14 protein-coding genes are annotated in these 13,502 nt (G+C 70.8%); 5 read left to right on the plus strand and 9 right to left on the minus strand.

The window, feature by feature from the left end; translation table 11 throughout:
• Positions 1 to 7 precede the first annotated feature (7 nt).
• Positions 8 to 889 (plus strand): phosphotransferase family protein, encoded by an 882-nt coding sequence (locus ABFJ78_RS32580; protein WP_436390532.1) that lies wholly within the window; start codon positions 8 to 10, stop codon positions 887 to 889.
• Positions 879 to 1,376, plus strand: a complete 498-nt coding sequence (locus ABFJ78_RS32585) for a GNAT family N-acetyltransferase (protein ID WP_436390534.1) — start codon at positions 879 to 881, stop codon at positions 1,374 to 1,376. Before ABFJ78_RS32580 ends, ABFJ78_RS32585 begins: the two co-directional genes overlap by 11 nt.
• On the opposite strand, the gene ABFJ78_RS32590 is transcribed toward ABFJ78_RS32585, so the two are convergent.
• Positions 1,366 to 2,529, minus strand: coding sequence for a cytochrome P450 (locus ABFJ78_RS32590; RefSeq protein WP_436390735.1), 1,164 nt, complete (start codon positions 2,527 to 2,529; stop codon positions 1,366 to 1,368). The genes ABFJ78_RS32585 and ABFJ78_RS32590 overlap by 11 nt on opposite strands.
• A gap of 145 nt (positions 2,530 to 2,674) precedes the next feature.
• Between ABFJ78_RS32590 and ABFJ78_RS32595 the strand changes: the two genes are divergently transcribed.
• The gene (locus tag ABFJ78_RS32595; protein ID WP_436390536.1) at positions 2,675 to 3,376 is read left to right on the plus strand and encodes a VOC family protein; all 702 of its coding nucleotides are present in this window, start codon (positions 2,675 to 2,677) and stop codon (positions 3,374 to 3,376) included.
• 16 nt (positions 3,377 to 3,392) lie between these two features.
• Here the strand turns inward: ABFJ78_RS32595 and ABFJ78_RS32600 are convergent, their stop codons facing one another.
• From ABFJ78_RS32600 to ABFJ78_RS32610, 3 genes are all read right to left on the minus strand, one after another.
• Entirely contained in the window at positions 3,393 to 3,956 is a 564-nt protein-coding gene (locus ABFJ78_RS32600) for a TetR/AcrR family transcriptional regulator (RefSeq protein WP_436390737.1), read from the minus strand.
• A gap of 134 nt (positions 3,957 to 4,090) precedes the next feature.
• Positions 4,091 to 5,149, minus strand: coding sequence for a glycoside hydrolase family 75 protein (locus ABFJ78_RS32605; RefSeq protein WP_436390538.1), 1,059 nt, complete (start codon positions 5,147 to 5,149; stop codon positions 4,091 to 4,093).
• A 146-nt stretch (positions 5,150 to 5,295) separates the two neighbouring features.
• Positions 5,296 to 6,000 carry an SDR family oxidoreductase gene (locus tag ABFJ78_RS32610; protein WP_400902248.1) on the minus strand — a complete coding sequence of 235 codons (705 nt, stop codon included), beginning with the start codon at positions 5,998 to 6,000 and terminating at the stop codon, positions 5,296 to 5,298.
• Positions 6,001 to 6,102: 102 nt separating this feature from the next.
• Between ABFJ78_RS32610 and ABFJ78_RS32615 the strand changes: the two genes are divergently transcribed.
• A complete protein-coding gene (locus tag ABFJ78_RS32615) occupies positions 6,103 to 6,597 on the plus strand; it encodes a winged helix-turn-helix transcriptional regulator (protein WP_436390540.1) in 495 nt (164 codons plus the stop codon).
• A gap of 114 nt (positions 6,598 to 6,711) precedes the next feature.
• Positions 6,712 to 7,266 (plus strand): snapalysin family zinc-dependent metalloprotease, encoded by a 555-nt coding sequence (locus tag ABFJ78_RS32620; RefSeq protein WP_436390542.1) that lies wholly within the window; start codon positions 6,712 to 6,714, stop codon positions 7,264 to 7,266.
• Between the two features lie 60 nt (positions 7,267 to 7,326).
• On the opposite strand, the gene ABFJ78_RS32625 is transcribed toward ABFJ78_RS32620, so the two are convergent.
• From ABFJ78_RS32625 to ABFJ78_RS32645, 5 genes are read right to left on the minus strand one after another with little or no spacing between them, the layout of a single operon-like run.
• On the minus strand, positions 7,327 to 7,998 hold the full coding sequence (locus ABFJ78_RS32625; RefSeq protein ID WP_436390544.1) for a GntR family transcriptional regulator: 672 nt from the start codon (positions 7,996 to 7,998) through the stop codon (positions 7,327 to 7,329).
• A gap of 29 nt (positions 7,999 to 8,027) precedes the next feature.
• The gene (locus tag ABFJ78_RS32630) at positions 8,028 to 9,380 is read right to left on the minus strand and encodes an ABC transporter substrate-binding protein (RefSeq protein WP_436390546.1); all 1,353 of its coding nucleotides are present in this window, start codon (positions 9,378 to 9,380) and stop codon (positions 8,028 to 8,030) included.
• A 1-nt stretch (position 9,381) separates the two neighbouring features.
• Positions 9,382 to 10,341: an acetylxylan esterase gene (locus tag ABFJ78_RS32635; RefSeq protein WP_436390548.1), complete on the minus strand. Its 960-nt coding sequence runs from the start codon at positions 10,339 to 10,341 to the stop codon at positions 9,382 to 9,384.
• Positions 10,341 to 12,626 carry a glycosyl hydrolase family 95 catalytic domain-containing protein gene (locus tag ABFJ78_RS32640; RefSeq protein WP_436390549.1) on the minus strand — a complete coding sequence of 762 codons (2,286 nt, stop codon included), beginning with the start codon at positions 12,624 to 12,626 and terminating at the stop codon, positions 10,341 to 10,343. Before ABFJ78_RS32640 ends, ABFJ78_RS32635 begins: the two co-directional genes overlap by 1 nt.
• Complete coding sequence (locus tag ABFJ78_RS32645; RefSeq protein ID WP_436390551.1) at positions 12,623 to 13,501, minus strand: carbohydrate ABC transporter permease; 879 nt, start codon at positions 13,499 to 13,501, stop codon at positions 12,623 to 12,625. The genes ABFJ78_RS32640 and ABFJ78_RS32645 overlap by 4 nt, the downstream gene beginning before the upstream one ends.
• Between the last annotated feature and the right edge of the window lies 1 nt (position 13,502).

The following is a 13,502-nucleotide window of genomic DNA, read 5'->3' on the forward strand; positions in this document are numbered from 1 at the left end:
CGGCCGGGTGCGCGCGGAACTGACGGCATCGGGCATCGACCCGGCTTCGGTGGTGGCGGCCGAGAACATCGGCGGCGGGACGTACAACACGGCGATCCGCCTGAAGCTCGCGGACGGACGGCGGCTGGTGCTGAAGATCGCGCCGTCCGGCCCGGGGCTCACCTACGAACACGACCTCCTGGCCACGGAAGCGGAGTACTACCGGCTGGCGTCGGGGCCGCTCCCGCCCGTGGTCGGGGCGGGGCCGGGCTTCCTGCTGATGACGGAGCTGCCGGGCGTCCCGTGGTCCCAGGTCGCCGACGGGCCGCGGCCGCACCGCGCGCTGGGCGAGGTCGTGGCCGGGCTGCACACCGCCACCGGCGACGGCTTCGGCTACCCGCAGGATCCCCTGCACCCGACGTGGCCGAAGGCGTTCACGGCGATGGCGGACGCGGTCCTGGCCGACGCCGTCCGCTACGGCGTCCACCTCCCGCGCCCGGCGGCGGAGATCGCGCACCTGGTCCGCCGGCACGAGCCGCTGCTGGAGCTGGTCGAGACGCCGGTGCTGGTCCACTTCGACCTGTGGGACGGCAACATCCTCCTCGACGACGGCCGCCTGTCCGGGATCATCGACGCCGAGCGCGCGTTCTGGGGCGACCCGGTGGCGGAGTTCGTCTCCCTGGGCCTGTTCCGCGACCTGGACCCGGGGTTGCTCGAGGGCTACCGCGCGGCGGGCGGCCCGGTGCGGTTCGGCATGCCGGTGTGGGCGCGGCTCGGGCTGTACCGGGTGTACCTCGACCTGATCATGCTGGTGGAGATGGTGCCCCGCAAGGACGACGACGCCGACCGCGCCCGTTTTATCCGGCACCGGCTGGCCGGTGATCTCGATACGCTGCAGCGTGCGCTCTGAAATCGTGGTCCCGCTGACCATCCGCGACCTCACGGAAGCCGACCTGCCGGAGTGCGGCTGGTCGGGGTCCCGGCTGCACCTCGAGCACGTGGCCCGGCAGCTCGCGCGCGTCCCCCTCGGCGAGGCGGAGTACCTGGCCGCGTGCGCGGCGCGGTCCGGGCTCCCCGTCGGCAAGGGCCTGATCGACTACCGCGCGAACCCGGAGGCGGGGACGATCGGGCAGCTGGCGGTGCACCCCGCCCTGCAGTCGTGCGGAATCGGCACCGCCCTGGTGCTCACCGCCGAAGAACGCATCCGCGCCCGCGGCCTGCGACACGCCGAACTGGGCGTCGAGGTGGACAACCCGCGCGCGCAGGCGCTGTACGAACGGCTCGGCTACACCGCGTACGGCAAGGCACCCGAGAGCTGGGACGAAGAGGCACCGGACGGCTCGACCCGCCGCTACGAGACCACGTGCGTCCTGATGCGCAAGCCGCTCACCACGTGACCGGGAGGCAGTGCACACCGTAGACCAGCATGTCGTCCTTGAAGGCCAGTTCCTCGACCGGCACCGCGAGCCGGAGCCCCGGGATGCGCCGGTACAGCGTCCCGTACACCACTTGCAGCTCCACCCGGGCCAGCGTCTGGCCGAGGCACTGGTGCACGCCGTACCCGAAGGCCACGTGGTGGCGGGCTTCGCGCGTCACGTCCAGGCGGTCGGGGTCGGCGAACACCGCGCCGTCGCGGTTGGCCGCGTCGCCCGCCGCGATGAGGCCCTCGCCCGCGCGGATCAGCTCGCCGCCGATTTCGATGTCCTCGACCGCCACCCGGCGACGTCCGGTGTGCGTGATGTTCAAGTAGCGCAACAGTTCCTCGACCGCCCGGCGCAGCAGGTCCGCGTCGCCGGCGCGTACCAGCTCGAGCTGCGAAGGGTGCTCCAGCAGCGCCACCGTGCCGAGCGCGATCATGTTCGCCGTCGTCTCGTGGCCCGCCACCAAGAGCAGCTGGCCCATCGACGCGACCTCTTCCGCGCTCATGCGGCCGGTCGCGTACTGGGACACCGCCAGCTTGCTCAGGACGTCGTCGCCCGGCGCGGACGCCTTGCGCTCGACCAGGCCGCCGAGGTACGCGAGCAGTTCTTCGGTCGCCTGGACGGCTTCCGCGGGCGTCGCCGTCCGGGACACCATCACCTTCGTGATGTCCTGGAACAGCTCCCGGTCCTCGTAGGGCACGCCGAGCAGCTCGCAGATCACCAGCGACGGCACCGGCAACGCGAACGCCGTCACCAGGTCGACCGGTTTCGGGCCGGCCAGCAGCTCGTCGACGAGGTCGTCGACGATGCGCTGGATCGCCGGCCGCAGCGCCTCCATCTTCTTCACCAGGAAGTCGCCGGTCAGCAGGCGCCGCTGGGCCGCGTGCTCGGCGCCGTCCATCGTGATGAACGACTTCGCGCGCTGCCGCCGGGCCGCCGAAGCCGCGCTCTGGTGCGGATAACCGGGCCGGTCGGAGTCGGCGCTGACCCGCGAGTCGCGCAGCACCGCGCGGACGTCGTCATAGCGCTTGACCAGCCACGGCGTGCTGCCGTTCCACAGCCGCACGCGCGATACCGGAGGCAGCTCGCCGAGTTCGACGGGCGGGTCGAAGGGACACTGCCGGGTCATCGGAAACGTGGGCACGCCGTCCACCGGATACCTCCCGAAGCTGCCGGAAATTTACATAGCTATGCTAAGCATCTTCCGGGGACTTCGCCACCGCCGGTCCGATATTGCCTTGCCGCCCCGCGGGGGCGGTGTCTACGTTCCGGTGATGCCTTCGCGACTGCTGGCGGTGACCTTCGAGGCGGACAACCCCGCCGAACCGGCACGCTTCTGGGCCGAGCTGCTCGGCCGGAAGATCGTCGAGGACGACGGCGGTGTGCTGCTACCGGGCGCGGGCACCCAGCTCGGCCTGCGGTTCGTACCGGGCCGCGCCGGCCGAACCGGCGCGAACCGGATGCACCTGCACCTGACCAGCGCCGACCTCGACGACCAGCGGCACACCGTGGCCAACGCGATCAAGCTCGGTGGCCGCCACGTCGACGTCGGGCAGCGACCCGAGGAGGGACACGTCGTCCTCGCCGACCCGGCGGGCTACGAGTTCTGCGTGATCGAGCCCGGCAACGGCTACCTCGCCGGCTGCGGCCCGCTGGGCGAGCTCACCTGCGCCGGCACCCGGCAGGCCGGCCTGTTCTGGAGCAAGGCGCTGGGCTGGCCCCTGGTGTGGGACCAGGGCGAGCAGACCGCGATCCAGTCACCGCGCGGCGGGACGAAAGTCGCCTGGGACGTATGGGACGGCACGCCCGTGGCGCCGAGCCGGCAGCGCTTCGAGCTGCTCCCGGCCGACGGCGGCCAGCGGGCCGCGGTCGACGCGCTGTTCTCCCTCGGCGCCACTCGGCGCGACACCCGCGACGACGGCTCCGTCGTACTGGCGGATCCGGACGGCAACGAGTTCCGCGTCCGGCCTGGGTGACCCCCGAAAGCGGCGGTCAAGCGAACACCAACGACACCAGCTCGTCCACGAACGGCTCGACCAACTCGGCCCCGGTCCGGTTCAAAACACTGTGGAACAACGCGACCCGCCCGTGCGCGCCCACGAACACCACCGCCGCCGCGCGGCCCGGTGTCACCCGAAGCGCGTGGCCGGCCTCGACGCACCGCTCGAACCCCGCCGTCAGCCGGTCGATCACGTCCAGCAACGGCCCTTCCGCACGGGCGCCGGGCTCCGGGCGGGACGCGCCGTTCGCGAGCATCAAGCGGTAATGACCCGGGTTCTCCATCGCGAACGCGCAGTACGCGTGAATCTGCGCCCGGACGCGGCCGACGACGTCGGTTTCGCCGAGCGTCTCCTCCGCCGCGCGCATCGATTCCGCGAGCCGCGCGTATTCGTGGTCCAACAGCCCGCGCACCAATTCCGCGCGGTCGGAAAAATGCTGGTAGATGCTGGCCGGGGCGATGCCGACCGCGCGGGCCACGCCGCGGATCGTCAGGCCGTCTTCCCCGCCGAGCTCGGCCAGCAACCGCCCGGCCGCCGCCAGGATCTCCCCGCGCAGCCGTTCGCCCTCACCCCAGCGGTTCCTCGTTCGGCCGTTTCCGGCTTCGACGCTCTCCGGCACCCGGCCATTCATACGCCCGGGTCTCCGGCGCCCGTGTTCCGGGGTCCCCGAAAGGACCCCGGAACGGACGTTCAGTGGTTGTTCACGAACTGCCGCGCAAGCGCTTCCCCGGCGCTCACGGCGTTGGCGTGGCTCTCGATCGGGGTCACCCGGGAATTCTTGAAGAACAGATAGGTGACGCCGGAATCGGTTCCGCCGTTCGACGGGTCGGGGTTGATCCCCAGCGAACTGGCCGTCGCGTACGACGCCTCGCCGATGATGTCGGTCGGCCCGGTGTCGCCGACCACGGCGTAGGTGACCTGGTTGTCGTAGATCACCGCCACGACGCCGGCGCCCGCGATGCCGAACTTCCGGTAGTCCCACGTGCTACTCGGGCTCGGCACGACCACGTACGGCAGCGTGGCCGCGTTCAGCGGCTTCCCGTCGGACTGGTGGAACGCGGTGTCCGCCTGGAAGCAGCAGTCGGTGTTCTCGTTGCACTGCGACGTCCGCTGACCGTCGCAGTCGATGTCCATGTCGGCCTTCCAGAAGACGGCGTCGGAGAGCCCGCAGACCGGGATCGTCCGGCTCGTCTCGGAATCCGTCTTGTACTTGCCGCTGGAGATCTGGCTGCACGACGTCAGCTTCGAAAGCAGCTCGGACGCGCTCGGTGCACCGCCACCACCCCCGGAGTCGCCGACGATCAGCGAGTCGACGTTCGGGCCGCCGTTCGCGGTCGTCGCGGTGGCCCGGACGGTGTGCGTGCCCGCGGCCAGCGTGGCCGTCACCGTCGTGGTGACCCACGTCGTCCAGGCGCCGGTCCCGGCGAACGACGGTGTCGCCACAGTCGTGCCGTCGACGGCGATCGTCATCGGCCGGGCGGTCGTCGTGCCGTTGGCGAACCGGAAGCCCAGCGACGTGCCGCCGGCCGCGGCGACCGAGACCGACCACTGGACGGCCGAGCCGGTCACGTTGTCGTAGTTGACGAATCCGGTGCCGGTGAACCCGGCGTGGTCGGAGTTGACCGCGCCTTGGGTGATGGTGGCGTTCTCGGCTTCGTAGGTGACTGTCGCGGCGTTCGCGGCTGCCGGTGCCGCCAGAAGGGCGCCGACGGCCGCGATCGCCATGGCGATCGCCCGGGGTCTGTGCATGAGGACCTCCGACAGTTAGGAAAGTTTCCTTACTGTCGGAAAACGCTAAGTCGACATACCGTCCCGGTCAATACGAACCTGTAGGGCCCGGTGGGCTCTCGTTGAGCGGGAACCCGTTCAGCGGGCCGACACCGTCCGATGTGGACTCAGGAGGCCAGCGCCGGGTACAGCCCCGCGAGGTCGCCCGACAGCCCGGCCCGGACGTTCCGGCTGACGTCGTCGGCGAGCACCTCGAAGCGGCCCTGCTCGACGCCGTCGAGGGCGAGCCCGGCCACGACCGCCGGGTCGACCTTCGGGCCGTCGACGTGCTTGGCCATGTCGGTGTCCATGTAGCCGACGTGCAGCGCGGTCACCCGCGTCTTCTGCGGCGCCAGCTCCAGGCGCAGCGCGTTGGTCAGCGACCAGGCCGCCGCTTTCGCCGCCGAGTACGCGGCGACCTGCGGCGAGGTGAACCACGAGAGCACCGACAGCACGTTCAGGACCGCGCCGCCGCCGTTGCGCTCGAGGATCGGCGCGAACTCGCGCGTCACGGCGAGGGTGCCGAAGTAGTGCGTGTCCATCTCGAGCTTGATGTCGTCGAGGGAACCGCCGAGCAGCGACGACCCGGTGGACGAGCCCGCGTTGTTGACGAGCAGCGTGACGTCGCCGGCTTGCGCGGCAGCCTCGCGGATCGACTCGGGGTCCGTGACGTCGAGCCGGAGCGGAACCACGCCCGGCAGGTCGACGGACTCAGGATTGCGCGCGGCGGCGTAGACCTTCGCCGCACCGCGCGCCAGAAGAGCGGCGGCGAACTGCCGGCCGAGCCCCCGGTTGGCTCCGGTGACCAGCGCCACCGCACCCGTGATCTCCATGACGAGCTCCTCTCGCGCCTGGCTTGCTCGTTGCAAGCTAGCTACGGCCGACTGTACGGCGTAGACTTGCTCGGAGCAAGCCAGGTAGGAGGGATCACACTCATGAGCCGCCGCATCACCTGGGAGGACGCCTCCTGCCCGATCGCCCGTGCCGCCGACGTCCTCGCCGAGCCGTGGACGCTGCTGATCCTGCGCAACGCGACCGCGGGCACCACCCGGTTCGAGGACTTCCGCACTCAGCTCGGCATCGCCGACAACGTGCTGACGACGCGGCTGGCGAAGCTCGTCGAGCGCGGTCTGCTCACCAAGCTCCCCTACCGCGACGGCGGCCGGACGCGGTACGAGTACCGCCTCACGAAGGCCGGCTCGGACGCGTTGCCGGTGCTGCACGCCCTCGGCGCGTGGGGCGACGCCCACACTTCGTCGGAAACCGCGCACGGCCCGATGCAGCTGGTCCACTGCGCCTGCGGCGAGCTGACCCGGCCGGGCGAGAAGTGCGACGCCTGCGGAAAACAGCTGGTCAGGGACGATCTGACGTGGCGCGGCTCATGGCTGTCCGATGGTGAGATACCCCTGGCGGACCCCGTCGGTTGGTAAATCACCGTTCGCCTTGCAGTACGAAAGTCGGGTCACAAGAGCCGCGCGAGTTTGTAAGTTCGACACCCAGCGCGCGCAAACCCGGCAAATTCCCCACGGCAAGGAGTCGTCCCGATGTCCCGGAAGTACCTGCTGCCCGGTGCCGCCGTCGCACTGGCGATGATCGCGACCCCGCTGACCGCCGCGCCCGCCATGGCGGCGCCGGAAGCGGCGACGATCGTCTACTACGACACCTCGGACGCCCCGACCTTCCGCGACGTGATCAACGCGGGCGCGGCCAACTGGAACGCGGCGGTGTCGAACGTCAAGCTCCAGGAGAGCTCCTCGGGCGCGTCGCTGCACTACACCGAGGGCAACGACCCGCGCGGCTCGTACGCCCAGACCGACGGCCACGGCAGCGGCACGATCTTCATCGACTACACGCAGGCCGAGCAGTACAACCAGACCCGCATCGCGGCGCACGAGACCGGCCACGCGCTGGGCCTGCCGGACCACTACGAGGGTCCGTGCTCGGAGCTGATGTCGGGCGGCGGCCCCGGGCCGTCGTGCACCAACGCGAACCCGAACGCCGACGAGTCCTCGCAGGTGGAATCCCTGTGGGCCAACGGCTTCACCGGCGCGCGCAAGGCGCCGACCCGCGTCTACGAAGTGACCATGCCGGTCAAGTGACCGGAGTTCGACGTCGTCGGGGGAGGCCGCACCGGGTACGCCCGGTGCGGCCTTCGTGCGTCACAGGCGCGACAGCAGGCGATCCCGCGCCACCTCGAGGTGGTCGGTCATCGCCTTCCTCGCCGCCGCCGCGTTCCCCGCGATCAGCGCGTCCACGATCACCCGGTGCTCGGTGATCGTCTGCTCGCCGAACGGCTGGTTGTAGTTCAGCCGGAAGAAGTGCAGGTGGCAGTGGGTCCGCGCGAACGCCTGCTCCACCGCCACGTTGCCGGCCAGGTGCAGGATCAGCTCGTGCAGCCGCTGGTCGTGCGCCGTCAACGCCTTGTAGTCGCTGTACGCGTCCACTGCCGGGGCGGCCGGGCACGTCGCCAGCTCGGCTTCGAGCAAAGCCACGTTCGCGTCCGACATCGCCGCCGCCGCCAAGGCCGCCGACGGCGGCTCCAGCAGCAGCCGCAGCGCGTACATGTCGTCGACTTCCTTGCGGTCGAGCAGTTCCGTCACCCGGTACCCGCGCAGCGGCAGCCGGCTGACCAGTTCCTCGGACTCCAGCCGCGCCAGCGCCTCGCGCACCGGCGTGCCCGACACGCCCAGCTCGCGCGCGATCTCGTCGATGTTGACGCGCGCGCCGGGCTCGATGCCGTCGTTCATGATCAGCGCCCGGATCTGCTCGTAGACGCCGTCGGCCAGCACCTGCCTGCTCGGCAGGGCTTCGAGCCTTCGTCCGGCGGCCACCCTGGCTCCCCTCGTGTCGTGCCTACAGGCTACTGCTTGCCCAGCACCGATCGGCTCTTCGACGCCATCTCCGCGAACACGTCGGCGTCGCGCTGGTGGGCGAAGTACGCCTCGAACAGCGGCCGCTCCGCGTCCTGCAGCGCCGCGCCGTTGCCGTAGACGACGGCGGGCACCAGTGTGCCGTCCTTGAGCATCGACGTGAACACCGAAAGGTCGACGCCCCGGCCTTTCATGGCCGTCGCGGCCGCGTCCATCGATGCCGGGATCGACGGGAAGAACATGCCGGACGCCCCGGCCGCCGACTGGCACTCAGGCGACCCCATGTAGGAAACCCATTTCCAGGTCAGGTCCGGGTTCTTCGTGCCGGCCCAGACGTTGTTCCCGTTCGAATTGGACAGCACCGCGCGCTTGCCCGTCGGCCCGAGCACGGTGGGCGCAATGCCGACCTTGACCCCGGGCAGCTTCGCGAACGTCCCCGCAGTCCACGAGCCCGCCGTTTCCATCGCCACCTTGCCGGAGCCGAGCAGGTCGGTGTCGCTGATGCTCGCCTGGCCGCCGGTGGTGAACGTGCCGATCTTCGGCGCGAACCCGCGGTCGGCCAGCGACCGCACCCAGCTCAAGGTCCTGGCGAACACCGGGTCGTCGTAGGTGAACGTCGTCGGCCACGACTGCTTGTCGGCCATCCGCCAGCCGGTGGTCATGGCGAACGAGCTCCACGTGGACTCGCCGATGAAGTCGCGGCTCGCCAGTTGACCGGTGCCGTAGGTGGCGACGTGGTCCTTGTCGAACCCGGGCTGGTCGCCGCGGACGCCGTTCCTGTCCACGGACAGGTGCGCCGCGACCTTCTCGAACGTGCCGCCGTCGTCGGGGTTCCAGGTCAGCTTCGCCAGGTCCGCGGGGGTGTAGCCGGCCTTGGTGATCGCGTCGGTGTTGTAGTACAGGCCGGTCGCGGACCAGTCGAGCGGCAGGCCGTACTGCTTGCCGTCGGTGAACTTCCACGCGTCGACGCCGACGGAGAACTTCTTCAGGTCGAACTTGGCGCGGCCGATCAGGTCGTCCAGCGGCAGCAACTGGTGCTGCGACGCGTAGGCCTGGAAGTACTGGACGCTGTTCTGGAACGCGTCCGGCGCGGTGCCGCCGACGAACCCGGCGGTCAGCTTGGTGAAGTAGTCGTCCACGTTGTACTGCGTGATCTTCACCGTGGTGCCGGGGTTCGCCTTCTCGAACGCCGACGCGCACGTCTGGTACGCCGCGGCCTGCTTGTCGTCCCAGGTCCACCAGTTGACCGTGTGGCCGCTCCCGCTCGCCGAGCCGCCACCGCAGGCGGCCGTCAACGCTCCGAGCGCGGCCACCAGACCGGCGGCCGCTACGCGCATCTTCATGTCAGCTCCCGTGGGGGTGGAGGATGGTCCGGAATCCTTCGAGCACTGCCTGAACGTCGTCGGCGCCACCGGCTTCGTGGCCGTTGTACTCCCAGACGGCGAGCCGTTTCGGTCCTTTGTAGACGTGGTAGGCGCCGAACACCGTGGACGGCGGCACGATGCCGTCCATCAGCCCGGCGCTGAACCAGGCCGGTGCCGTCGCCCGTGAAGCGAAGCCGACACCGTCGAAATAGGACAGCACTTCGAAGACCCGCGAGGCCGCGTCCCGGTGCTCGGCCAGGTATCGGGACAGTTCGACGTAAGGCCGTTCGCCGCCGATCAGACTGGCGCGCCGGAAGTCGCACAGGAACGGAGCTTGCGCGTGCAGAGCGGCGACGTCCGGGACAAGCCCCGCCGTCGCGAGCGCGATGCCGCCGCCCTGGCTGTTGCCGAGCACCGCCACCCGCGCCGGGTCGACCTGCTCCAGCGCCCTCGCCGCGTCGACCGCGCGGACCGCGTCGGTGAAGATCCGCCGGTACACGTACGTTTCGCGGCTGTCGATGCCGCGGGTCAGGTGGCCGGGGTACGCCGGTCCGCTGCCCACCGGGTCGGGCGTCACCCCGCCTTGGCCACGCACGTCGACCTGCAGGTGCGCGTACCCGGCCGACGCCCAGTGCAGCTCCTGGAGAGCGCTTCCCCGGCTGCCGCCGTAACCGTGGAACTGGACGATCGCCGGCAACGGCTCCTCGGCGCCGCGCGGCAGTCGCAGCCAGGCGCGCTGCGGATGCCCGCCGAATCCCGAGAAGGTCACGTCGAACACTTCGAGGGTGCGCAGGGGCGCCTCCACCGGCGTCAGCCGCAAGGCGAGGTCGTGGTCGCGGGCTTCGGTCAGCGTCGACGCCCAGAACTCGTCGAAGTCCGGCGGCGCCATGTAGTCGCTGCGGTACTCCCACAGCGCGTCCAGGGGCAGGTCGGTGAGCATCACAGTCCTTTCAGGACGGTCGATTCGCCGGTCCGCAGCCGCAGCACGGTTTCGCGGCCGCGGTAGCGCACCCGCACCGGCTCCGCCGGGTCGCCCGACAGCCGCCGCAGGACGGCGTACCGCAGTTCGCCGTCGCGCCACTCGACGTCGGCCGCGAGCCCGCCGCGGCACCGCAGTCCCCGCGCCTCCCCGCCAGGCCATTGCGCGGGCAGGGCCGGCAGCAGCGTGACGACGTCGTTTTGGCTCTGCAGGACCAGTTCCGCGAGCCCGGCCGGGAAGCCGTAGTTGCCGTCGATCTGGAACGGCGGGTGCGTGCTGAACAGGTTGGGCAGCAGCCCGCCCCACTCCGAGCCGTCGACCGGAGCATCGCGGTGGCGGTCGCCGGTGAACGGCTGGGTGGCCTCGCTCAGCAGCTTCCGCGCGGTCTCGCCGTCGCCCAGCCGCGCGCGCAGCGCGATCTTCCACGCCCACGACCAGCCCATCGCCCCCGGTCCGCGCCGGTCCATGACCCGCCGGGCCGCTTCCGCGAGGTCCGGCGTCGCGACGGCGTCGATCAGCCCGAGCGGGTAGAGCGCGACCAGGTGGGACAGGTGCCGGTGCGTCGAGTCCTCTTCGGGGAGGTCTTCGGCCCACTCCCCCAGCCGGCCGTCGGGCAGCACGGGCAGCGGACGCAGCCGTGGCAGCGCGGCCTCGATCTCGGCGTACAGCGGGTCGTGCGCCCCGAGCGCGTCCATCGCCGCGAGGCTGCGCTCGAACACCGCGCGGATCAGGGCGACGTCCATGGTCGCCGAGTGCGTCAGCGACTCCTTGGTCCCGGCTTCGGAAAGGAACAGGTTCTCCGGGGACGTCGACGGGCACGTCTCGAGAAAGCCGTCGCGTTCGACGAGCCAGTCCAGGCAGAACTCGGCGCAGCCGCGCAGCAGCGGCCACGCCGTCGTCGCCAGGAAGCCGAGGTCGCGCGTGAAGTCGTAGTGGTCCCAGGCGTGCTGGACGAGCCAGGCACCACCCAGCTGCCAGAGCGCCCACGACGGGTTGCCGTGCCCCATTCCGGGCGGCAGCGCCCAGCCCCACGGGTCGGTGTTGTGGTGGGCGACCCAGCCGCGGGTGCCGTACAGCTCGCGGGCGACGTCGGCGCCGGTGACCGCGAGCTTGCCGAGCAGTTCGAACAGCGGCTGGTGGCACTCGCCGAGCCCGGTCGTCTCGGCGGCCCAGTAGTTCATCTGGGTGTTGATGTTGATCGTGTAGTTCGACGACCAGGCCGGGCGGAGGTCGTCGTTCCAGATGCCCGACAGGTTCGCCGGCGGCGCCCCCGGCCGCGACGCTGACGCCAGGAGATACCGGCCGTACTGGAAAAGCACGGTCGCGGTGAGCTGCTCGTCCGTTCCGGACAGCAGTTCGGCGACGTCGTGGGTGCCGCCCCGCCGTTCCCCGATCCGGAGCGAAGACGCACTGAGCAGGGGCCACAAGTCGGCTTCGTGCGCCCGGCGCAGTTCCGCCGCGCCCGCCGCGATCGCTTGCTCGGCCAGCACGGCCGCGCGTCGCCGGTGTTCGTCCCGGGTGTGCTGGCGGTCGCCGATCCAGGCGTCGTACGCGCTGGTCGAACTGGCCAGGACGATCAGGACCCGCGTGTCGGTCCGGGCCACGCGGACGGCGACAGCGCCGAACGGGTCATAGCCCTGGACAGTCCCGTACCGCAGCGGCTCCTCGACCTGAGGTTCATGTCGGGGCGCGCCGTCGATCGGGAACTCGATGCCGAGGTCCAGGCCGTCCCGCGACACCTCCCGCAGCCGTGTCGACACATCGACGTCGACCTCGTTCAAACCGGACAGCGCGACGCACAGGACCTGCGCAGGCCGGCTCACCCAGACCGTTCGCTCGACGTCGCGGCCGCCGATGGTCAGCCGTTCGGTGGCGACGCCGTTGTCGAGGTTGAGCGTCCGGCCGTGAGAGGTGCCATCGGGCAGCGTCAGCCAAAGGTCCACATAGGGCAGGAACTCCTGGCTGTACGGGCCCTCGAAGCCCATCAGCAGGCTTTCGGCCCGCCGGAAGTCCTTCGCGAACACGGCTTCCCGCACCTCGGCGAGCCGCGCCGGTCCGGCGTCGACATCGGCCAGCGCGGCGGCCGGGCCGTCCGGGGTGCCGGACCAGACCGTGGCGTCGTTGACCTGGATCCGGGTGCGGCCGGCGCCGCCGAAGACCATCGCGCCGAGCCGGCCGTTGCCGACCGGCATCGCCTCGGTCCAGTCCGCGGCCGGGTCCGGCCAGGACAGCAGGAGATCCGTCATTTCAACCCCGTGAAGCCGATGGAATTGACCAGCCGGCGACCGAACACCACGAAGAGCAGCAGCATCGGCAGCGCGGCGATGAGCGTGGCGGCCATCAGGCCGGCCCAGTCCAGCGCCGCCTGCGGCGAGGACTGCTTGAACACCGCGAGCGCCAGGGTGAGCGGGCGCACGGTGTCGTCGCCTGCGACCAGCAGCGGCCACAGGTAGTCGTTCCAGGTGGTGATGAACGTCAGCAGCGCAAGAGTGGCGATCGGCGCGGCGCTCATCGGGAGGACGATCCGGAAGCAGACGCGCAGCGGACCCGCGCCGTCGATGATCGCCGCCTCTTCGATCTCGGTGCTGAGCCCGAGCATGAACTGGCGCAGGAAGAAGATGTTGAAAGCCGAGAAGAAGGCGGTCGGCAGGATCATCCCGCCGAAGCTGTTGAGCAGGCCCAAGTCCTTGATCAGCACGAAGTTCGGCAGCAGCGTGAGCACCTGCGGCACCATCAGCGCGCTCAGCAGCACCGCGAACACGGCGTTGCGGCCCTGCCACCGCAGCCGCGAGAAGGCGAACGCGGCCAACGCGGAGAAGAACACCGTGCAGACGGTGAGCAGCACCGCGTAGACGATCGAGTTCCGCAGCGCGAGCAGCAGGTCGATGGACGCGGCCGACCCGCCCTGCGCCGCGGCTTCGGCCGGGGACGCCAGGCCGAGCGCGCGTTCGAACGCGCCGAGCGTGAAGCCCACCGGGCCGGGCGACGACGGGTCCGTCGCCAGGGCGTAGTTGTTCGACAGCGCGGTCCGCACGATCCAGTAGAACGGGAAGATCGTGACGACCAGGACGAGCACGAGGTACGCCCAGGCGACGACCCGGCCCGGGGAGATCCGCCGCACG

It is taken from the genome of Amycolatopsis sp. MEPSY49, from assembly GCF_051337345.1.
Lineage (GTDB): Bacteria > Actinomycetota > Actinomycetes > Mycobacteriales > Pseudonocardiaceae > Amycolatopsis.